The organism is Afipia sp. GW822-FHT04G07, from assembly GCF_058800765.1.
Map to the genome: position 1 here is coordinate 3282684 of NZ_JBXAMP010000001.1, position 21283 is coordinate 3303966.

The following is a 21283-nucleotide window of genomic DNA, read 5'->3' on the forward strand; positions in this document are numbered from 1 at the left end:
GAACGACCAATGATTTCTCGCAGAGCAGTTCTTGGATCTGCTGCGGTGCTCGCCGGTGCCAGTGCCGTCAGCGGCCGCGTCCAGGCGGCAAGTATTCCCGAAGCCGCAACTTCAACCGCGACGACTATGCAGCCCCCGCTGTTTCCGACGACCGGTCCGGACTATCAGCCCGTCGTCACACTTAACGGCTGGACGCTGCCCTGGCGCATGAACGGCGACTGGAAGGAATTTCATCTCGTCGCCGAACCCGTGGTCCGCGAGTTCGCACCGGGCATGGTCGCGCATTTGTGGGGCTATAACGGCCAGTCGCCCGGCCCCACGATTGAAGCCGTCGAGGGCGACAAGGTCCGCATCTTCGTCACCAACAAGCTGCCGGAACACACCACCATCCATTGGCATGGAATTCTGCTCCCGAGCGGCATGGATGGTGTGACAGGTCTCACGCAACCAGCGATCGGAGTCGGAAAGACCTTCGTCTACGAGTTCGTGCTGACGAAAAGCGGCACCTTCATGTACCACCCGCATGCCGACGAAATGGTCCAGATGGCGATGGGCATGATGGGTTTCTTCGTGGTGCATCCGAAGGATCCGGCCTTCCGGCGCGTGGACCGGGATTTCGTGTTTCTGATGTCGGCCTACGACATCGAGCCCGGCAGCTATTTGCCGAAAGTTGCGGAGATGACCAACTTCAACATGTGGACTTGGAATAGCCGGGTCTTTCCCGGCATCGATCACATCGTCGCGAGCAAGGGAGACAAGGTCCGCATCCGGTTCGGCAATCTGACAATGACGAACCATCCGATTCACATGCATGGCTATGACTTCAAGGTCTCCTGCACGGATGGCGGCTGGGTGCCGGAGGCTGCGGCATGGCCAGAGGTTACGGTCGACTGCGCCGTCGGTCAGATGCGCGCCTTTGATTTCGTCGCCGACAACCCCGGCGACTGGGCGATTCACTGCCACAAGTCGCATCACACCATGAACGCCATGGGTCACGACCTCCGCAACTTCGTCGGAATGAAAAAGAGCGATCTGGTCAAGTCCGTGCGCAAGCTGGTGCCGGATTACATGCCGATGGGCAACGCCGGCATGGCCGATATGGGGGAGATGGAGATGCCGTTGCCGGACAACACACTACCGATGATGACCGGCTTCGCTCAATTCGGCGCGGTCGAGATGGGCGGCATGTTCTCGGTCGTCAAGGTGCGCGAGGGGCTGGCATCCGGCGACTACAAGGATCCGGGCTGGTTCAAGCACCCGGAAGGGACGGTCGCCTTCGAGTGGAAGGGTGAACCGAAGAAGGTCGAACGCGAGCCTCCCGCCGCGTTGGACAAGAAGAACGCTGTCGAGTTCGACGTCGTGAAACCCGGCAAAAAATCCCCCCATCGCAATCATTGAGAAGGATTTCTACATGCAACTACGCCTCCTTGCGGCTGCGCTTGCAACTCTCTCTCTGTCCACGCCAGCGCTGGCGGACCCTGGTCATTCCCACGGGGATGACCGCGCCTATGGCGTGCCCGGCGATCCCAAGAAGCCGGCACGTACCATCCAGGTCAACATGCGTGAAACGGACGGGAAAATGTTGTTCGTCCCGAACCGGATCGAGATTCGAAAGGGCGAACAGATCAAGTTCGCCATCCGCAACAGCGGCGAACTCGATCATGAACTTGTCGTCGGCACGCTCGACGAAAATCTCAAACACATGGCCGAGATGATGAAGAATCCGGACATGGAGCATGACGATCCGAATGCCAAGCGCCTGGCGCCGAGCAAGACCGGCTCCATCCTCTGGAAATTCACCAAGGCCGGGGAGTTCGACTTCTCCTGCCTTATCCCCGGTCACCGGGAAGCCGGCATGTCCGGCACAATCATCGTGAAATGAGCCGTTCCCGCGGATGCCCTCAGGCTCGCCTCGTGGCGGGACCGCGTTTTTTGGAAATGATCTTCAGTCAAAAGTGAAAAGGAAAGGAACATGCGGAAACTTATTCTTGCGACGTCCTGCGTCATGGCGTTGTCGGCCCTTCTGCCCGTGACGCATGCGCATGCGCAGGCGCTGCCGGTCAAAGGAACCGTCACCAAGATCGACGAGGCGGCGGGGAAAATGACCATCAAGCACGGCCCCATCGAGAAAATGGATATGGAGGGGATGACCATGGTTTTCCGAGCCAAAACCCCGGAGATGCTGAAGCGGGTCAAGGTCGGCGACAATGTCAGGTTCGACGTCGACAAGGTTAATGGGCAGATGACTTTGACCGGAATCGAGAAGGCCAAGTAGCGGCAACGCCGGGAGGCCGGGTAACGCTAGAAGTCTCCTGACAAAGCCGTTACCCGGCGTTTTTCCAGCAGTTGCCACCGATCTGTCGCAGTTGATCCCTCAATCGGCCCTAAAGTTCCCGCATGCAACGTCGTGCGGGGAGTTGCAATGATCAAGAAGCTGTTCTCGAAGTACTTTTTAGAGGTTGTCCCGTCGATCGTGGCGACGGTGGTTGGTGCGTACATCGTCACGCACTACATCAACGCCAAGTCGGATGCGGACAAGCCGAAGGCTGCGATTGCGGCCCCCCAGACGCTGAAGGCCGACGATTCCGGCGACAAGGCCGCGAAAGCCGAAAGCGCAAAAGCCGAAGCCGCCAGGCTGAAAGCCGAAAAGCTGGCCCTCGAAAAGGCCGCGGCGGAGCGGGCTGCTGCTGATCGGGCGGAGAACGCCAGGAAGGCCGCCGAGAAACTTGCGGCTGACAAGGCTGCCGTTGAGAAAGCCGCCGCCGAAAGAAACATGGCCGAGAAGGCCGCCAGCGAGAAGGCTGCTGCCGAGAAGCGGGAGCGGGCGACCGCGAAGGCTGCACCGGTTGTGCCGCCATCGTCCGAAGCCAATGCCACTCCCGACGACAAGCGCGATGCCAATGATCTGGCGCGGGCCGCGATCGAGCGGCTGCGCAAGGCGACCCCGCCATCGTCCGAGCCTCGTGCGTCCGAAGCCGCGAGCGCCGAAGAGCCGGCAAAGCGCGAGTCTGAGCGCGCCAAGGTCAACAGTGTCGTTTACGCGCCCGCAGCCGTGCCGCCGCCGCCGGCGCTCCAGCCCTTGCCGCCCGCGGTGAGCGTCGCGCCGCAGCCGAGCGAAGCCGCGATCACCGCACCACCGGCGCCATTTCCGACGCCCACGGATTCATCCGAGGTCAGCGTCAACGATCCGTCACGTCCAATGCCGCCGGGCGAAATCCCGCCGCGCGACATTCGTATCCACGAGCGCGGCCGCTCCGTTGCCGAGGGTGTCGTCTCGGCGGCGAGGTCGGTGTTTCAGGCCGTATTGCCGGAACGTAATTAAGTTTCTGATTTTTTGAGGCGCTTCGCGCTCTTCGACTTGGCGGCTTTGCTATCCGTGTTTGCGGCTTCCACGTCGACAATATCCAGAAATTCCCTGACTGTGCTGACCGCGCCCGGGCTGGTCGCGAGATAGCCCGGAAGCTCGGCGATTGCATCGTGAAACGCGCTGCCGTTCATGATGTCCAGCACCCGGCGCATCGGTTCGGTTTCGAGAAACGCGCGGCGGCACACGAAGAAGTAATCCTCCGTCAGCAGCCGGACGAAATCGAGCCCGAACTGCCGCGCGGCCGCCTCGACGCCGAATGCCGCATCGGCCATGCCGCTGGCAACATAGGCCGCGACGGCGGCGTGGGTGAATTCCATCTGCTGCGCGCCGTTGATCTGCGTTTCGTCGATCTTGTGCTGCGCCAGCAACTGATCGAACAGCGTGCGCGTTCCTGAATCATGGTCGCGGTTGACGAAACGCGCCTTGCGCGCGACGAGATCCTCCAGCGATCCGATGCCGAGCGGATTGCCGGGTTTCACCATCAGCCCCATTTCGCGCGTCACGAAACTGATGACGCGATCCTCGCGCGGATCGAGCCACTCCCTGCAAGCCTGGATGCTTTGCGCGCGCAGTTCGCCGCGCGGAACATGAACGCCGGAGAGATCGCACGCGCCCTGCGCCAGCGAGACCAGCGAATTCTGATTGCTGACGTAACGCAGATCGACGCCGATGCCGGGTTCGCGGTCGAGCAACTCGCGCAGCTTTGAAACCGCGAAACCGTGGCTGGCATGAACGCGGATCACGTTCGGGCGTTGATGCAGGAACGGCTTGATCTCGGTGGCAAGTTCCTGCGCGAGGTTTTCGAGTTGCGGGCCGAGACGGGCTTGCATCCGCTGCCCGGCCCATACCAGTTTCTCGCCGAACGCTGTCAGCGTCGTGCCCTTGCCGCGGTGGGTCTCGACCACCGGAACGCCAAAAAAGTCGGACCATTGCTCGACGAGATTCCAGACGTGCCGATAAGAGAGATTGGCATGTTCCGCGGCGCTGGCGAGTTTTCCGGTTTTACGGATCTCATTGAGGATCGTCAGCATGACGATCACGCTGTGGCGGCTGCCTTCCTTGTGGAAGCGCCAGATCGGCTCGATCTCAATATGCATCGCTGTTCCACTCATCTATGAAACCGATTTCATATGATCGGATCTCATAAGCACATCATGTCATATTTACTAAGGCATATTCAATGCACAAATTAAGAAGAACAATAGGAGATATATGATGTCGATTGCATATGACTATTCTCGCGACACATCGCACGATGCCCCCGTCGTTCTCCGAAAGCAGCTTCTGATCGACGGTCAGCATGTCGAATCGGTCTCAGGGCGCACCTTCGACACGCTCAATCCTGCAACCGGGCAGGTCATCGCAACCATCGCGGAGGGCAACGAGGCCGATGTCGAGCGCGCCGTCGCCGCCGCCCGCCGCGCCTTCGAGGGCCCCTGGAGCACCATGCGCGCCGCCGAGCGCGGCCACATCCTGTTCAGGCTCGCCGAGCTGATCAAACAGCACAGCGATGAACTGGCCGAACTGGAAAGCCGCGACGCCGGCAAGCCGATTTCGGCCGTGCTGCGGCAGGACCTTCCCGCCGCTATCGATACACTGACCTATTACGCCGGTTGGGCGGACAAGATTCACGGCGACGTGGTCTCGACGCGCAGCGATGCGCTGACCTACACGGTGCGCGAACCGGTCGGCGTGGTTGCCGTAATCGTGCCGTGGAATTTCCCGCTGATGATCGGCATGTGGAAGCTGGCGCCTGCGCTGGCCTGCGGCTGCACTATCGTCATGAAGCCGGCTGAGCTGACCTCGTTGTCCGCGCTGCGCATCGGCGAACTCGCGCTCGAAGCGGGCCTGCCGCCGGGTGTGCTCAACATCGTGCCGGGTCCCGGCCGCGTGGTCGGCGACGCACTGGTCAATCATCCCGGCGTGGACAAGGTGACGTTCACCGGATCACCCGGCGTGGGCCGTGGAATTCTTCGTGGCGCCGCCGGCAACTTCAAGCGTGTGTCGCTGGAACTCGGCGGCAAGTCCGCCAATGTCATTTTTGATGACGCCGATCTCGATGCCGCGACCAAGGCGGCGGCGGCGGGCATCTTCTTCAATGCCGGGCAGGTGTGCTCGGCGGGCTCGCGCGTACTTGCGCATGAGAAGGTCTACGACGAAGTGGTCGAGCGGCTCGCCATGCGCGCCAGGGCGCTGCGCATCGGCGATACCGCTGACAAGGCGACTGCGCTGGGCCCTGTGATTTCCGAAAAGCAGATGAAGTCGATCCTCGACTATATCGATGTCGGCCAGAAGGAGGGCGCGACGCTCGTGACCGGCGGGCAGCATGTCGGCGATCACGGCTACTACATCAGCCCGGCGGTGTTCGCGAACGTCAAACACGAGATGCGGATTTCGCAGGAGGAAATCTTCGGACCCGTGGTCAGTGTCATCAAGTTCAAGGATGAGGCCGACGCTGTGCGGATCGCCAACGGCACCGCGTTCAGCCTGGCCGCCGGTGTGTGGAGCCGCGACATCGGCCGCGTGCAGCGCTTCGCCAAGAAGGTGAGGGCCGGCACGGTCTGGATCAACACCTATGGCTATACCGACGTGCGGCTGCCGTGGGGCGGCGCGGGTGATTCGGGTTTCGGCCGTGAACACGGCACCGAGGCGCTGGCGAACTTCACCGAGCCGAAAGCGGTGTGGATGAACCTCAACGTTTGAGTCTCGTCTCCTCCCGAGAAAGCTCAAACAAAAACGCGGGCCGCAAGGCCCGCGTTTTCATATTCAAAACTGTTGAGATCGCTTAGCGCGGTCCGCGCGGACCTGCACCAGCGCCACCACGGCCGCCGGCAGCGCCACGCTCTGCGCCCGGACCAGCGCCGAACACCGGCTTCGGCTTCATCGGCAGCAGGCCTTCACGCTGCAACTTCTTGCGCGCGAGCTTGCGGGCGCGACGAACGGCTTCAGCCTTTTCGCGGGCCTTCTTCTCGGATGGCTTTTCGTAATGGCCGCGGAGCTTCATCTCGCGGAAAATGCCCTCGCGCTGCATCTTTTTCTTCAGCGCCTTGAGAGCCTGGTCGACATTGTTATCGCGAACGAGAACCTGCACGCGGCATCCTCTTTGGTTTCAATCAGGAAAATCAGGAGACGACGAAGGGCCGACTAAAGGCCACGCCCTTCTCATCGAAGGCGCGGATGTACCAGATCAAACCGGGAATGTCCACCTGTGGATGGTCATTTTCGGGGGCCTGAATGTCACGAATCCGGGGCAAATTAGACCGGTCGGGCTGGCGATTCGGGGGAATTTCAGGAAGGCTTAAGACCCCGGTTTCTACGGTTCCCGCACTGAGGTGATCCAACACCACGATTCAGGGGAGACGTAACATGAATACGAAGAAATACGCCGCCGAGGTCATCGGCACCTTCTGGCTCACATTTGCGGGTTGCGGCAGCGCGGTCCTCGCCGCGGCTTTTCCGCAGGTGGGCATCGGCCTGCTCGGGGTCTCGTTTGCCTTCGGCCTGAGCGTCGTCACCATGGCGTATGCCATCGGCCATATTTCGGGGTGCCATCTTAACCCGGCCGTGACGGTCGGGCTCGCTGCCGGCGGGCGCTTTCCGGCGGGTCAGGTTATTCCCTACATTATCGCGCAGGTCATCGGCGCGATCCTGGGCGCCGGCGTACTTTACATGATCGCCAGCGGCAAGGCCGGTTTCGATCTCGCGGGCGGCTTCGCCTCCAATGGCTACGCGGACCATTCGCCGGGCAAATACAGCCTGCTGGCGGGCTTCGTCTCTGAAGTGGCGATGACGGCGATGTTCCTGTTCATCATCATGGGAGCGACCCACGGCAAGGCGCCGGCCGGCTTCGCGCCGTTGGCGATCGGCCTTGCGCTGGTGATGATCCATCTCGTCAGCATTCCCGTCACCAACACGTCGGTGAACCCGGCGCGCAGCACCGGTCCCGCCCTGTTCGTCGGCGGCTGGGCCATTCAGCAGCTCTGGCTGTTCTGGGTCGCGCCGCTGATCGGCGGCGTCATCGGCGGGGTGGTCTATCGCTGGCTGAGCGATGAGCCGGAAGGCATCGTCGCCGGCAAGTGACATCTGATTTTCAGGCAACGACGCAAGGCTGTCGCGAGTGATCGCGGCAGCCTTTTACTTTTGCGGAGCCTTGACCTCGGTCACATGACCCATCTTGCGCCCCGGGCGTGGAGCGCCCTTGCCGTACAGATGCACGGTGGCGCCGGGAACCGGCAGCCATTTGCCGTAGTCGAGGATGTCGTCGCCGATCAGGTTGGTCATGGTGACGTCGCCGTGCCGGACCGGATGAGCGAGCGGCCAGCCGGCAATGGCGCGGATGTGCTGCTCGAACTGCGACACCGACGCCCCGTCCAGCGTCCAGTGGCCGGAGTTATGAACGCGCGGCGCAATCTCGTTGACCATCAGGCCCGGTCCATCCTTGCCGGGCACCACAAACATCTCCACCGCCAGCACGCCGACATAATCCAGCGCGGTCGCGATCTTCTCGGCAATCGCGCGAGCCTGTGCCGCGACGTCGTCGGAGATGCGCGCCGGCGCGTAGGAGAATTTCAGGATGTGGTCGCGATGTTCGTTTTCGGTGACGTCGTAGCAGACGACCTCGCCGCTGGCGCTGCGTGCGGCGACCACGGAGATTTCGCGCTCGAACGGCACGAAGGCCTCGAGAATGGCTGAGCGGGTCTCCAGATCGGCCCACACGGTTTCCGGGTCGTCGCCCTCCCTGACCACGACCTGACCCTTGCCGTCGTAACCGAAACGCCGGGTCTTGAGCACGGCGGGCAGCCCGATCCGGGCGATGGCGGCTTTCAGTCCCTGCGCGGAGGAGACATCGGCATAGGCTGCGGTGGCGATGCCGAGCTTGCTCACGAAATTCTTTTCCGCGAAGCGGTCCTGCACGGTTTCCAGCACCTTCGGATCCGGCAGCACCGGGCGGCGAGCCGACAGGATCATCGCCGTCGAGGAAGGAATGTTCTCGAACTCGTAGGTAATGACATCGACATCGGAGGCGAACAGTTCGAGCGCTTCGACATCGGCGTATTCCGCGCAGGTCGCGTTCTGCACCACGTCGAAGGCGGGTGAGTCCGGATCGGGCGAAAACACCTGCGACCGCAGGCCAAGACGCGCGGCGGCCTGCGCAAGCATTCTGCCCAATTGCCCGCCGCCGAGAATTCCGATGGTGTCGCCTGGTTTCAGCGTCACCCGACTTGAAGATGTCACTTAGATTCGTCCTCTGGGCGCTCGCTCACCGCCTCGGTCTGTTGCTTGCGCCATGTCGCAAGCCGGCTTGCAAGACCGGCGTCATTGAGTGCCAGCACGCTTGCAGCGAGTAGAGCCGCATTGATAGCGCCGGCTTTTCCGATCGCCAAGGTGCCGACCGGAATTCCTGCAGGCATTTGCACAATCGAATAAAGCGAATCGATGCCTGACAACGCCTTGGATTCTATCGGCACGCCGAACACCGGAAGTTCCGTCAGCGAGGCCGCCATGCCGGGCAGATGGGCTGCACCCCCGGCGCCCGCGATAATGACCCTGAAACCGGCCGCCTTGGCCCCCTTGGCGAAGCTGTAGAGCCGCTCGGGAGTGCGGTGCGCAGAGACGATCCGTGCCTCGTGCGAGATGCCGAGCGCGGTCAGGGTCTCTGCGGCATAGCGCATGGTGGCCCAGTCGGACTGGCTTCCCATGATGATGGCGACGGGGGCGGTCATGCGGAATCTTCAAAAAAGAGCAGAAAAAGAGGGCGGATTATAGGGTTACGCCCCTGCGTGGCAAGCTAACGCGAATCCGTTATCCTTTCATGGTCAATGGCCGTGCCGGTCAAGCGGATTAGGGGCGGAAACGTGAAGAAAGCGCGCGGCAAAATGGCATCACGGCGTCCGGCGGCAAAGGCGCCGTCCGGGCGCGCCGCCCCGGGCCGAAGCGCGTCCGCCGCCAAAGCCGCCCCGGCAAAACCCAAGCGCAAGCCGGCGGCTGTTTCCCTTGCAAGGGCCAAACGCCAAGTCTCGGCTTTGAAAGCGGAACTCGCGGCCGCCCAGGCCCGGATCGACGAACTTCAGGCCTGGGCCGATACCGATTTCCTTCTGAACATCTACAACCGACGCGGCTTCGAGCGCGAACTCGACCGCTCGGTCGCCTACATCCGGCGCTACAAGGCGACGGGCGCGCTGATCGTTCTCGACGTCGATCGCCTCAAACCGATCAACGACACGTTCGGGCACGCGGCGGGCGACGTGGTGCTGAAGGGCGTGGTGGCGGTGCTGATGCGGCATGTCCGTTCATCGGACGTGGTGGGGCGGCTCGGCGGCGACGAATTCGGGCTGCTGCTCTGGAATCTGACGGAAGCCGATGCGCTGGCGAAGGCGGCGGCGCTGGAAGACGCCATCGACCGACTGACGTTTGTTTTCAGGGGACGTCCCGTGGTCGCGGGCGCGTCGGCCGGCATAGCGCTGGTCGGTGCGGCGGATGATGCGGCGCGTGTCATGGAGACGGCGGACCGCGCGATGTACGCACGGAAGGCGGCGCGCCGTCTTGTCGCAGGGTCTCGTGCAACAGGTTCTCTTGCCGCGGATTTGCGCGGCGGTTCGCCGATCAAGCTCAGGCGATAATGTCAGGCGTGATCTGGTCTTCGACGAACGCGATACGATCGCGCAATTGCAGCTTGCGTTTTTTCAAACGCTGCAACCGCAACAGGTCCGGCGCCGGCGATTGATGCAGCGCCTCGATGGCGGCATCGAGGTCGCGGTGCTCCTGCTGCAATCGCGCCAGTTCCAGAGCGAATTCGTTGTTGTCCTGCTCTGCCATGACTTTAGGTGATCAGACTTTCGATAATCGATTGGGTCAGACTTTCAGCAAGTCTTACCGGATGTTCCCTGCGGGATCGTCATTGCAGAAAATCCTTACCAGTTCTAGCGGACGGTATCGCGCGGCGGGTTCCCTCACAATTCGTTTCCTCTGATAAAAAATATCAGACGGCCGCGTTCATTCCGATGTCGACAGATGCCCTCACTCATGTAGACTTACTTGTCCAGATCCGATCTGAGGTCCACTTACGAAGGAGACTTCTTATGGCGATTCAGGCGCATCTCGTTGAACTGGAACGAAAACACGAAGTTCTGGAAAACGAATTGCACGATGCTCTCCAGCATCTTTCCACCGACGACCTCCAGATTATCGAGTTAAAGCGCCGTAAGCTGGTGCTCAAGGACGAGATCCACCGACTGAAGTTCGCCACCGTCCACTAACGGCTCCCGGAAAAGACGCTTCCCCGGAAATCCGCGCCATTATCAACATGATATTCGTAGCGGCTACGCCTGTGGTGCATCGTTCGCTTGCGCAGTTGCCGCCGCGGGTTCCGCTATTTCCGGATTTCGATGCGATGGGCCACATCGTCAGCGATGGCGAGCGATGACGTCAGGCCGGGCGATTCAATTCCGAACAGGTTGATCAGCCCGGCGACGCCGTGTTCCTGCGGTCCCTGGATTACGAAATCCTGCCGGGCGACCGCCGGAGGCACGATCTTCGGGCGAATTCCGGAGTAACTCGGCGTCAGCGCGCCATCGGGAAGCGTCGGCCAGTAACGGCGGATCGCCGGATAAAAACGCTCCGCCCGGGCGGGATCGACCGCGTAGTCGATCTCGTCGATCCATTCCACGTCGGGCCCGAATTTCGCCTGCCCGCCGAGATCGATGGTCAGGTGGACACCGAGCCCGCCGGGTTCCGGCACCGGATAGATCAGCCGTTCGAACGGCGCGCGCGCGCTGCAGCTGAAATAATTTCCCTTGGCATAGTACGCCGTCGGAATCCGGTCGGCCGGCATCCCGTCGATGACGCGGGCAATCGCGGGCGCTGCGAGCCCGGCCGAATTCACCAGCACGCGGCATTGCAGGGTCATCGGGCTGTCGCCGCCGATCTCGACCTCGAAGCCTTCAGGCACCGCCTTCGAGCGCTTGAGCGGCGCATGAAACGCAAGCGCGCCGCCCGCGTCTTCGATCTCGCCGCGCAGCGCGAGCATGAAGGCGTGACTGTCGACGATGCCGGTGGAGGGCGACAGCAGTGCGCCGGTGCAGTTCAGGGCAGGTTCGAGGGCGCGCGCGTCAGCGCCGGACAGCATTTGCAGATCGTCGACGCCGTTGGTTTCCGCATGTGACCTGATCGAGGTCAGCTTGGCGTTCTCATTCTCGACGGTGGCGACGATCAGCTTGCCGCAACGGCGATGCGGAACGCCGTGGTCTTCGCAATACCGGTAGAGCGCATGCTTTCCGGCGACGCACATGCGCGCCATCAGACTTCCCGCCGGATAGTAGATTCCGGCGTGGATCACCTCGCTGTTGCGCGAAGACGTCCCGGTGCCGATGTCTCCGGCGGCCTCGACGACGACGACCTCAAGGCCGGCCTGCGCCAGCCGGCGCGCAGCGGCAAGACCAACGACGCCCGCGCCGACGACAATGCACTCAACCCTGTCCATCGATGGTCCGCTTTGCCCAATGAATCTGATTCATGCTCACTTTATGTACAGCGCGCGGGACCGCGAGCACTCCAGGGACTTGCTGCGTTAGGACTTGGTTAAGCATAGACGGCCATTTGCCCGCATTTAAGTCACAATCTGCGGGGCGGGGAGTACGCGTTTACCCGATTCAAAGGGGTACAACCAGAGAGTGTCCGCGAAGAATTCCGCGGAATGGTAATGACCTGCTGGCAGAAGCAAGCACGAGCGACCGCAGTGAGCCCGGCGTGGGCCGCTGTGTGCCTGTGCGTCCTGATTTCGACGTGCGAGAACGCTTGGGCGCAGATTGTCGCCAATCCCGACGGCTCATTTTCGGCCATGTCGATGGAAAGCGCGCGCACCGCCATCGTATGGCAGGTGCTGATCGGCGGCTTCGTGATCGTTGCGTTCCTCGCCGCGGTCATCCTGTGGGTGACGACCGCGTTGCGACGGGCGCGCCACGCCAATATCCGCCGCGCCGCCTTTGTCTCCAGCGCCCTGAACAATCTGACCCAAGGCATTGTGATGCTTGATGCGCACAAGCGCGTCGTGTTTTGCAATGACCATTACCTGAAGATCTATGGCCTCGATCGCTTCGATCTTTTCCCCGGAATGACCGGCCCCGATCTTCTGGATTTGCGAAAGCAGCGCGGGACGTTCGACGGTCTGTTGGACATTTATTATCGCAACGTCGAACATCCAGAGGGTCACATCTGCGAACTCTCGGATGGCCGCTCGATCGTCGTCAGGCATCGCAAACTGGCCAATGGCGGAACGGTATCGACGCACGAGGATTGCACGACGCAGCGCAAGCTCGCCAAGGAACTTGCAAAGAACAAGAACTTCCTCGAATCCGTGATCGATAACATTCCGGTCTGTGTCGCGGCGAAAACCATCGATGATGGCAGGTATATTCTCGCCAACCGGGCGTTCGAGCAATTCGCCGGCATGAGCCGCGACCAGATCATCGGCAATACGGCGGCCAGCGTTTATGTCCCGGAAGCGGCCCAGGCCGTTGTCGAGGCCGATCAGGCAGCCGTCGCCTCGTTATCGAGTCAAACGCGCACCGAACTGTCGATTCAGCACCGCGGCGGCAAGCGTCTTGTGGCGTGTAACCGCGTGATCGCACGCAATGAGAAGAACGAGCCCGAGTTCCTCGTCTCATTGTTCGAGGATGTCACCGAGCGGCGGTCTCTCTCGCGCGAGATTCAGAGCGCCAAGCAATTCCTGGAACTGGTCGTCGACAACGTTCCGGTCGCGCTCGTCGTCAAGCGGCTGAGCGACGGCCAGTATGTTCTCGCCAACCGCAGCGCCGAGGCGACGCTGAGCGTCCGCCGCGAAGACGTGATCGGCCGCAAGCTCGAGGACATCTACAATCCGACCGACGCGAAATTCATCCTCAAGCGTGACGAGGACGCCGTCCGCAAGAAGGGCATCGTCACTGAAGAGCATCCGATCCAGACGGAAAACGGACTGCGGCTGTTCCTGACGCGGCGCGTCACGGTTCTCGACGAGAACGGCGAGCCGCAATATCTCATCAAGACCAACGAAGACATCACCGATCGCCGTGAAACCGAATCGCGCATGGCCCACATGGCCTATCACGATTCACTGACGGACCTGCCGAACCGCGCGGCCTTCCTGCTGGCGCTGTCGCAGATGATCGAGGCCTGCAAGGACACCACCGAGGAATTCGCGGTCCTCTCGATCGACCTCGATCGGCTGAAGGAAATCAACGACGTGTTCGGCCACGAGGTCGGCGACAAGCTGCTGATCGAGGTATCGCGCCGGATCGAGAAGGCCGTCCAGGGCGGAGTTGTTGCACGTCTGAGCGGCGACGAATTCGGATTGATCATCGACGGTGCGCAGCCGGAAGCCGCGCTAAACCTCGCGAACCGTCTGTTGGAAACGATGCGCGAGGAAATCGTGATCGATGGCCGCTCGCTTCGCATGGGGCTGACGACCGGCATTTCCATTTTCCCTCGCAACGGCGGCACCGCCGAAGAACTTCTCGCCAATGCCGACGCTGCGCTGTTCCGCGCCAAGGCGAAATCACGCGGCTCCGTCAGCTTCTATGCCGCGGAAATGGACCAGCAGGTGCGCGACCGCCGCGCGCTACATCAGGATCTGTCGACCGCGATCCGAAACGGCGAATTGTCGCTTCACTATCAGCCGCAGGCGCGCGCGCGCCACAAGATCGTCACCGATCATGTTCTCGGCTTTGAAGCGCTGGCGCGATGGGTTCATCCCGTGCGCGGCTTCGTGCCGCCCAGCGAATTCATCCCGCTGGCGGAAGAGAGTGGCCTGATCGTCGAAATGGGTGAGTGGATTTTGCGGGAGGCCTGCCGCGAGGCGGCGTCCTGGCCGAAGGATCTGCAGATCGCGGTCAATCTGTCGCCCGCGCAATTCATGCACGGCGATCTGGTCGGTCTGGTCCATTCGATCCTGCTCGAGACCGGTCTCGCGCCCGGCCGGCTGGAACTCGAAATCACCGAAGGCGTGCTGATCGAGGACTTCGACCGCGGGCTGTCGCTGCTGCGGCGGCTGAAGGCGCTCGGCGTGCGGATCGCGATGGACGATTTCGGCAGCGGCTATTCATCGCTGACCTATCTGCAGTCGTTCCCGTTCGACAAGATCAAGATCGACCGCGCCTTCGTGATGAATCTCGGGCGCAACACGCAGTCCGCAGCCATCATCCGCGCCATGATCGGCCTTGGCCACGGCCTCAACATTTCCATCGTCGCCGAAGGCGTCGAGACGCAGGAACAACTGTCCTTCCTCGCGGACGAGGCCTGCGATCAGGTACAGGGTTATTTCCTCGGCAAGCCTGCGCCGATGGCGGACTACGCGGAATGGATCGGTCGCGAAAAGACCGTGTCGCTCGTGACAAAAATACCGCGCATGGTCGGCTGACGCGATTGCCCTTCAAACCTGCAAGGCTTGACTCGCGACGATGACCGTCGGAGATCATCGCGGTATGGCTGATGTCGACATCGCGATTATCGGGGGCGGCCTCAACGGCGTCTGTATCGCGCGCGATGCCGCCGGGCGCGGGCTGCGGGTCGCGCTGTTCGAGCAGAACGATCTCGGCGGTGGCGCGGCGGCGGCGGCTCCGCACCTGATGCACGGCAATTTCATCGATCTCGAGCGGGGACATGCGTTGCGGGTTCGCCGTGCGCTGGCCGAACGGGACACCGCGCTGCGCGCAGCACCTCATCTGGTGCGCCCTGTTTGCTTTGTCCTGCCGGTTCATGCTGACGAGAGGCCGCCGGCCATACTGCGCGCGGGCCTTCATGTTTACGATCGGCTCGCGCCGCGAAGCGCTCTGCCGCGATCCGAGGCGCTCGACCTGACGATTCATACCGCCGGTCATCCGCTCAAGCGCTCGCTCGGACTGGCGCTGGCCTGGTCCGATTGCACCGTGGATGAATCGCGGCTTGTCATGCTGAACGCCGTCGACGCCGCCGCCCGAGGCGCCGCGATCCTGACCGGCGCGCGCTGCGTGTGGGCGGATCGCTCGGACGTCTGGAAACTCACTGTCGTCAACCGCGGCCGGCGTGAGACCGTTATCGCGCGGGCGCTGGTGAATGCGAGCGGTGCATGGACGCGCGCCGTGGCTGAAACCGTCTTGCATTTGCCTGCCGTTCAAGCGAGTTTCGCGAAAGTCAGCCAAATCGTCGTGAAGCGGATGTTCGATCGTGACGATGTCTACGTTCTCCAGAACGGCGGCCGCCAGATGATTTACGCCGTTCCGTATCACCGTGACTTCACCTTGATCGGCACATCCGAGCGGAGCCTCACCGGAGATCCGGCGGCCCTGTCGGCGGGCGCTGACGACATCGCCGACCTCTGCACGGCGGCCAGCCGCTATTTTCGTGAACCGGTCGAGCCCGCCCATGCCCTCTACGCGATGGCCTGCGGTCACGTGACCGGCAGTCCCGATGGCTTCATGAAACTCGACCGCAAGTCCGGCAAGGCGCCGCTGTTGACCGTGACCGGCGGCGTCACCACCCTTGCGCGCCGTCGCGCGGAAATTGCGCTGGCGCGGCTGACACCGGCGTTCAAGCCATCGCCGATGCGGCCCTGGACCGCAATCGCGCCGCTGCCGGGCGGCGATTTCGAATTCGATACGCTGGACGATCAGATCGAGAGTCTCCGGAAGCGCTGGCCGTTTCTTGGCGAGCGTCATGCACGACGGCTGGTGGAAGCCTACGGCACGCGGGCCGACCGGATTCTGGGTGCGGCAAAAAGCATGGATGACCTTGGTCCCCGGTTCGGCGATGACCTCACCGGCTCGGAGGTGCGTTATCTCATGACGACGGAATTTGCCCGCTTCGCCGATGACATTTTATGGCGGCGCTCGAAGCTCGGTCTCACGATGCCGCGGCAGGATCGCGCTGCGCTCGAAACGTTCATGGCTGCGGCATGACTGTCGGCGTGGATCGAAAGCCCCTGCTGCGGATCGCGTCGGTGGTGAAGCGCTTCGGCGGCTTCACGGCGGTGGACGATCTGTCCCTCGACATCGCAGCCGGCGAATTCTTCGCGCTGCTGGGCCCATCAGGCTGCGGCAAGACCACGCTGCTGCGGATGCTGGCCGGGTTCGAGACGCCTGATGCCGGCGCGATCCACCTCGATGGCGAGGACATCGCGCACGTGCTGCCGCACGAGCGTCCCGTCAACATGATGTTCCAGAGCTACGCGCTGTTTCCGCACCTCACCGTCGAGGGCAACATCGCGTTCGGTCTCAAGCGAGCAGGGCTGCCGAAGGACGAAATCGCGGCGCGGGTCACGGAGATGGTTGGGCTGGTGCGCCTTGAAGGCTTGCAAGCGCGGCGTCCCGATCAACTGTCCGGAGGGCAACGCCAGCGGGTGGCGCTGGCGCGCTCGCTGGCGCGGCGTCCGCGGGTGCTGCTGCTCGACGAGCCGCTTGCCGCGCTCGACAAAAAGCTGCGCGAGAGCACTCAGGCCGAGTTGATGGAGGTGCAGCGCCGCCTTGGTATGACCTTCATCATCGTCACCCACGATCAGGAAGAAGCGATGACGGTCGCTGACCGCATCGGCGTGATGGACAAGGGCCGCCTTGTGCAGGTCGCGCCGCCGCGCCAGCTTTATGAAGCACCGAATTCGCGCTGGATCGCGGGCTTCGTCGGCGACATCAATCTGATTGAAGGCCGCGTGAGTGCGATTCACCGCGAGCTCGATCGCGTGGTTGTCGCAACCGCTGAGGCGGGAACGATCGTTGTCGGTCGCACCCAGGCCGTCAGCGTGGGGGATGCGGTGTGTCTTGCGATTCGCCCGGAAAAAATAGCGCTCACAGGCGGCGATGGGGGAGGTGCAGGCGCGGGAAACTCGTTCGCGGGTGTGTTGACCGACGTCAATTATATCGGGGGAATTTCGATCTACCGCATCAGGCTTGATGGCGGCGTGACCCTCAAGGTTTCACGCGCCAACGCAACCCGGGCGGCGGTCGACGGCTTTGCGGCTGGACAGCGGGTGAGCCTGTCGTTCGCGCCCGACGATGTCGTGGTGCTGGACCGATGAGCGCGCGCCGCATTTTCACCCGTCCGGCGCGGCTCGCGGCGCTTGCGCCATATTTCTGGATGGCGCTGTTCTTTCTGGTGCCGTTCGGCTTCGTGCTGAAGATCGCGCTGTCGCAAACCGCCATCGCGCAGCCGCCTTACGTGCCTGTGTTCGATCTTGCGGCCGGCTGGGAGACGTTCAAGGCCGGACTGTCCGGGCTGTCTTTTGAAAACTTCAAACTGCTGGCGGCGGACGATCTCTATATTTTCTCTTATGTCCGCAGTCTTGTGGTGGCGATCACCTCGACCGCCATTCTGCTGCTGATCGGCTATCCGGTCGCCTACGGCATGTCGCGGCTGCCGCAACGATGGCAGCCGGTGGCGATGATGCTGGTGATCGTGCCGTTCTGGACCTCGTTCCTCATTCGTATCTATGCGTGGATCAACGTGCTCCAGCACGACGGCCTGCTCAACAAGGCGCTGCTTGCGCTGGGCGTCATCGACAAGCCGCTGGTATGGCTCTCCACCGACACCGCGATGTATCTCGGCATGGTCTACTCATACTTTCCGTTCATGATCCTGCCGCTCTACGCGACGCTGTCGAAGATGGACGACACGCTGCTGGAAGCCGCCGCCGATCTCGGCTGCTCGCGCATCAAGGCGTTCTGGCTGGTGACGCTTCCGCTGTCGCTGCCGGGGATCGGCGCGGGCGTGCTGTTGTGCTTCATTCCCATCGTCGGCGAATTCGTGATTCCGGATCTGCTGGCGGGGTCCGACCGCATGATGATCGGCCAGACGCTGTGGCTGGAGTTCTTCACCAACAAGGACTGGCCGGTGGCCTCCGCCATCGCCATCGTGCTGCTGGCGGTCCTGCTGGTGCCGCTCTTGATCTACGAGAAACTGCAGCGCCGCCATCTGGAGGCGCAGTGATGGCCATTCGTCAGGCACGCCTGTCGACTTTCAACATGGCGTCGGTCGCGCTGGGGCTGGCGTTCCTGTATCTGCCGATCGCGATCCTCGTGATCTATTCGTTCAACGCCTCGCGTCTGGTGACGGTGTGGGGCGGCTGGTCGCTGCGCTGGTACACCGAGTTCTTCAACGACGAGGCGATGCTGTCGGCAGCCTGGATGAGCCTGCGCGTGGCGTTCTGTTCGGCGACGGCGGCAACCGTGCTTGGCACGCTGGCGGCGGTGGCGCTCTCGCGCGGCGAACGCTTCAGGGGCCGCACGCTGTTTTCCGGGATGCTCTATGCGCCGCTAGTCATGCCGGAAGTCATCACAGGGCTTTCGTTGCTGCTGCTGTTCGTCGCGCTCGACGCCGGACGAGGCTTCTGGACCGTGACCATCGCGCACACCACGCTGACCATGTGCTTCGTCGCGGTGGTGGTGCAGTCGCGACTGGGCGCGCTCGACCGCAGCCTCGAAGAAGCCGCGATGGATCTCGGATGCTCGCCGGTGCAGGCGTTCACCGCGGTGACGCTGCCGCTGATCCTGCCGTCGATTGCGGCGGGCTGGATGCTGGCCTTCACGCTGTCGCTCGATGACCTGGTGATTGCGAGCTTCACCACCGGACCGGGCTCGGCGACGCTGCCGATCCGGATCTATTCGGAGGTGCGCCTTGGCGTGAAGCCGGAGATCAACGCGATTTGCACGCTTGTGATCGGAGCGGTCGCGCTGGTGATTATTGCTGCGTCGCTGGCGTCCAAGCTCACGAGCGAGCAGGGCGAAAGCGCAGCGCCGCTTTAGTCTGCTCTTGCTGGCGCGGAATCCGCGGCGGCCGGGGGAGATGCAACCGCAGGCGCTTCGGCAGGTGGTGCTGATGCGCTGGGCGCAGTATCAGCCGAAGAAGGAGCGGGCGTCGGTGTCTCTGCGACCGGCACCGGCGTTGCCGCAGGAGCAGCCGGGGCAACGGGCGCGGGCAGCACGGGCTGCGGGATCGCCGCTTGCGGCTGCGCGGGAGGTGCTGCGGGCGCTTTCCGGCCGCCGGTGAAGCGGTCGATCACAGATTTCACCGCGTCGCGCGTCTTGCGGTCCTTCAAGGAGTCAAGCAGCGGCGCGGACGCGGGCGAACGGCGGATCAGCGAATCCGAATCCGGGAAAATCAGCGGATCATCCCACGGGCCCTGCACCACGAACGGCAATTGAAACGCCGGCGGTGCATCGCTCGCAGCGATCAGGCTGGCAACGCCTTTCAGATCGTACTCGCGCGACGGCACCGACGCCGTGCCCGTGAGCATCACGCGGGTGGTCTGTCCCACGAGTTGCGCATCCTCGGCGGTCGCGACGCCGTCCTTGAAGCGGATGGCGATGTCGAGCGAATCGAATGGCGTCGAACCGTTGCGGAAGTTGCCTGCGCCGGACAGGGGCCGGCGCTCCAGCCGCTTCAACAGTTGTTCGACATTGAGCCCGCCGATCGCGCCGTCGTGACCCGTCAATGTTGCCGTGCCGTCGAGCGACTGCGCCAGCGCGAACGGACTGGCGCCGGTGGCTTCCAGCGCGAAATTGAGATTGCCGCGTCCGCTCAGCCTGCCGATACCGAACAGTTCGCTGGCGGTGCTTGCAAGATCGACATCGGTAAACTGGAATTGCGCCTTCACGTCGGCGTCGGTGTCGATCCTTGCGATCCCGAGCGATCCCTTGAGGATACCGCCGTAGATCTGCGCTTCGCCGATGCTGAGCGCCAGCGTGCCGTTGCGCAGGTTGGCACCGAGTGCGGTGCGCCCGAGTTTGGAAGGTCCGATGGTCACCTTTGCAGCCGACAGGCGCATGTCGAGATCGGTGGCGGACAGTCCGCGCAGGTCGAACAACTGCCGGTTCCAGTCGCGCGCGCCGCTGGCAAGCAGGCGAACGGTGTCGATGTAAGGTGTAAAGTCGAGCGCGTCGGCGGCAAGCGTGGCCTGCACGGTCTGCCGGTCATTGTTGCTGTAGGTGATGACGCCCTCGGCGGTGTTGCCGTCGAGTTCGAGATTGACGTTGGTCAGTGCAATCGATTCACCCACGACGTTGGTGCGGGCCTTGAGCGAAAACCGTCCCAGACCGCCGGTGCCGGGTGTGGCCTGTCCGGCCCAGCGCAGCGCATTGCGCAGCGACGGGCTGTCGGCGGTCACAGTGCCTTCCATCAGCAGGCTGGTGCGGTTGGCGATTGCACCGTCGAATGCGAATTTCAGCGGCGCGCCTGCGATCCGGACCTTGATGCCGGAGCGATCGCCGGACAAGGCTGCGCCGAAATCGGCGATGCTGAGGCTGCCGTCTATGCGTTCGCCGCGCCAGTCGAACTCGCCGGTGGCGGCAAAGGAGCGCGAGATCGACGGCCACGCCAGCGACAGGTCGATGCCGCTGACGGTTTCGTTCAAATCACGCGCTTCGTTCACGTAATTGAGGACGCCGTCCTTGATGCGGATTTCGGAGAACGACACCGGGCTGTCGATGCCGGGCTTCATGGTGCGGGCGAGTGTCTCGACGATGGCGGTCCAATTGCTGCCGCCCTCGGCAGTGCGCCTCACATTGATGCGCGGATGCTGCAGCATCACGTCGGCGATCTCGTAGCGCCGCATCAACAGCGGCAGCAGGCGCAGGTGGGCGGTCAGTTCAGCGACGGTCAACGGCTCGTCGACGCTGCCGCGCGAACCGGAGCCCTTCAGCCCGACATCGCGCAGCGTGACGGAACTGCCGGGGAATACCGAGATACTGACATTGCCGTTGACCTTGAGATCGAGGCCGGTGGCGGCGCGAATCTGCTGTTCGACGGACAGCCGCACGGCATTCTGGTCGATCATCCACGAAATGGCGATCAAGCCGATCAGCGCGGCGGCGAGCAATGCCGCAATGGGCATCCCCAGGCGCTTTATCCCTTGGGCCATCGTCAATGAGTTCATCCGGTAAGGTTGCGGTGGAAATGTTG

At 62.8% G+C, this 21283-nt stretch carries 20 protein-coding genes; 13 read left to right on the forward strand and 7 right to left on the reverse strand.

The genetic code is table 11. The features are described from left to right. Positions 1 to 9 precede the first annotated feature (9 nt). From AC1RKJ_RS16110 to AC1RKJ_RS16125, 4 genes are all read left to right on the forward strand, one after another. The gene (locus AC1RKJ_RS16110) at positions 10 to 1398 is read left to right on the forward strand and encodes a multicopper oxidase family protein (RefSeq protein WP_492791927.1); all 1389 of its coding nucleotides are present in this window, start codon (positions 10 to 12) and stop codon (positions 1396 to 1398) included. Between the two features lie 13 nt (positions 1399 to 1411). Continuing rightward, entirely contained in the window at positions 1412 to 1882 is a 471-nt protein-coding gene (locus AC1RKJ_RS16115; RefSeq protein ID WP_492791928.1) for a cupredoxin domain-containing protein, read from the forward strand. Between the two features lie 90 nt (positions 1883 to 1972). Further along, a complete protein-coding gene (locus tag AC1RKJ_RS16120; protein ID WP_492791929.1) occupies positions 1973 to 2275 on the forward strand; it encodes a copper-binding protein in 303 nt (100 codons plus the stop codon). Positions 2276 to 2422: 147 nt separating this feature from the next. After that, entirely contained in the window at positions 2423 to 3322 is a 900-nt protein-coding gene (locus AC1RKJ_RS16125) for a cell envelope biogenesis protein TolA (RefSeq protein WP_492791930.1), read from the forward strand. Here AC1RKJ_RS16125 and AC1RKJ_RS16130 read toward each other — a convergent pair. Next, positions 3319 to 4464, reverse strand: a complete 1146-nt coding sequence (locus AC1RKJ_RS16130; protein WP_492791931.1) for a substrate-binding domain-containing protein — start codon at positions 4462 to 4464, stop codon at positions 3319 to 3321. The two genes, AC1RKJ_RS16125 and AC1RKJ_RS16130, sit on opposite strands and share 4 nt — an antisense overlap. Positions 4465 to 4582: 118 nt before the next feature. On the opposite strand from AC1RKJ_RS16130, the gene AC1RKJ_RS16135 reads away from it, so the two are divergent. Beyond that, the gene (locus AC1RKJ_RS16135; RefSeq protein WP_492792769.1) at positions 4583 to 6070 is read left to right on the forward strand and encodes an aldehyde dehydrogenase family protein; all 1488 of its coding nucleotides are present in this window, start codon (positions 4583 to 4585) and stop codon (positions 6068 to 6070) included. A gap of 82 nt (positions 6071 to 6152) precedes the next feature. On the opposite strand, the gene rpsU is transcribed toward AC1RKJ_RS16135, so the two are convergent. After that, positions 6153 to 6458 (reverse strand): 30S ribosomal protein S21, encoded by a 306-nt coding sequence (gene rpsU, locus AC1RKJ_RS16140; RefSeq protein WP_492791932.1) that lies wholly within the window; start codon positions 6456 to 6458, stop codon positions 6153 to 6155. A gap of 275 nt (positions 6459 to 6733) precedes the next feature. Between rpsU and aqpZ the strand changes: the two genes are divergently transcribed. Beyond that, on the forward strand, positions 6734 to 7447 hold the full coding sequence (aqpZ, locus tag AC1RKJ_RS16145) for an aquaporin Z (RefSeq protein ID WP_492791933.1): 714 nt from the start codon (positions 6734 to 6736) through the stop codon (positions 7445 to 7447). 54 nt (positions 7448 to 7501) lie between these two features. On the opposite strand, the gene AC1RKJ_RS16150 is transcribed toward aqpZ, so the two are convergent. After that, positions 7502 to 8602, reverse strand: a complete 1101-nt coding sequence (locus tag AC1RKJ_RS16150) for a 5-(carboxyamino)imidazole ribonucleotide synthase (protein WP_492791934.1) — start codon at positions 8600 to 8602, stop codon at positions 7502 to 7504. Further along, entirely contained in the window at positions 8599 to 9090 is a 492-nt protein-coding gene (purE, locus tag AC1RKJ_RS16155) for a 5-(carboxyamino)imidazole ribonucleotide mutase (RefSeq protein WP_492791935.1), read from the reverse strand. The genes AC1RKJ_RS16150 and purE overlap by 4 nt, the downstream gene beginning before the upstream one ends. Before the next feature lie 96 nt (positions 9091 to 9186). On the opposite strand from purE, the gene AC1RKJ_RS16160 reads away from it, so the two are divergent. Continuing rightward, positions 9187 to 9987: a GGDEF domain-containing protein gene (locus tag AC1RKJ_RS16160; protein ID WP_492791936.1), complete on the forward strand. Its 801-nt coding sequence runs from the start codon at positions 9187 to 9189 to the stop codon at positions 9985 to 9987. On the opposite strand, the gene AC1RKJ_RS16165 is transcribed toward AC1RKJ_RS16160, so the two are convergent. Further along, positions 9977 to 10183: a YdcH family protein gene (locus AC1RKJ_RS16165; protein ID WP_492791937.1), complete on the reverse strand. Its 207-nt coding sequence runs from the start codon at positions 10181 to 10183 to the stop codon at positions 9977 to 9979. The genes AC1RKJ_RS16160 and AC1RKJ_RS16165 overlap by 11 nt on opposite strands. A 263-nt stretch (positions 10184 to 10446) precedes the next feature. Between AC1RKJ_RS16165 and AC1RKJ_RS16170 the strand changes: the two genes are divergently transcribed. Then, positions 10447 to 10623 carry a YdcH family protein gene (locus AC1RKJ_RS16170; protein ID WP_492791938.1) on the forward strand — a complete coding sequence of 59 codons (177 nt, stop codon included), beginning with the start codon at positions 10447 to 10449 and terminating at the stop codon, positions 10621 to 10623. A 113-nt stretch (positions 10624 to 10736) separates the two neighbouring features. On the opposite strand, the gene AC1RKJ_RS16175 is transcribed toward AC1RKJ_RS16170, so the two are convergent. Continuing rightward, positions 10737 to 11846: an NAD(P)/FAD-dependent oxidoreductase gene (locus AC1RKJ_RS16175; RefSeq protein WP_492791939.1), complete on the reverse strand. Its 1110-nt coding sequence runs from the start codon at positions 11844 to 11846 to the stop codon at positions 10737 to 10739. Between the two features lie 219 nt (positions 11847 to 12065). Here AC1RKJ_RS16175 and AC1RKJ_RS16180 point away from each other — a divergent pair, with 219 nt between their 5' ends. From AC1RKJ_RS16180 to AC1RKJ_RS16200, 5 genes are all read left to right on the forward strand, one after another. Next, positions 12066 to 14777 carry a sensor domain-containing protein gene (locus AC1RKJ_RS16180; RefSeq protein WP_492791940.1) on the forward strand — a complete coding sequence of 904 codons (2712 nt, stop codon included), beginning with the start codon at positions 12066 to 12068 and terminating at the stop codon, positions 14775 to 14777. 64 nt (positions 14778 to 14841) lie between these two features. Beyond that, positions 14842 to 16293: a glycerol-3-phosphate dehydrogenase gene (locus AC1RKJ_RS16185; RefSeq protein ID WP_492791941.1), complete on the forward strand. Its 1452-nt coding sequence runs from the start codon at positions 14842 to 14844 to the stop codon at positions 16291 to 16293. Further along, on the forward strand, positions 16290 to 17405 hold the full coding sequence (locus tag AC1RKJ_RS16190; RefSeq protein ID WP_492791942.1) for an ABC transporter ATP-binding protein: 1116 nt from the start codon (positions 16290 to 16292) through the stop codon (positions 17403 to 17405). Before AC1RKJ_RS16185 ends, AC1RKJ_RS16190 begins: the two co-directional genes overlap by 4 nt. Continuing rightward, a complete protein-coding gene (locus AC1RKJ_RS16195) occupies positions 17402 to 18313 on the forward strand; it encodes an ABC transporter permease (protein WP_492791943.1) in 912 nt (303 codons plus the stop codon). Before AC1RKJ_RS16190 ends, AC1RKJ_RS16195 begins: the two co-directional genes overlap by 4 nt. Then, on the forward strand, positions 18313 to 19128 hold the full coding sequence (locus AC1RKJ_RS16200) for an ABC transporter permease (protein WP_492791944.1): 816 nt from the start codon (positions 18313 to 18315) through the stop codon (positions 19126 to 19128). The genes AC1RKJ_RS16195 and AC1RKJ_RS16200 overlap by 1 nt, the downstream gene beginning before the upstream one ends. Here AC1RKJ_RS16200 and AC1RKJ_RS16205 read toward each other — a convergent pair. After that, positions 19125 to 21242: an AsmA family protein gene (locus AC1RKJ_RS16205; RefSeq protein WP_492791945.1), complete on the reverse strand. Its 2118-nt coding sequence runs from the start codon at positions 21240 to 21242 to the stop codon at positions 19125 to 19127. The genes AC1RKJ_RS16200 and AC1RKJ_RS16205 overlap by 4 nt on opposite strands. Positions 21243 to 21283 lie beyond the last annotated feature (41 nt).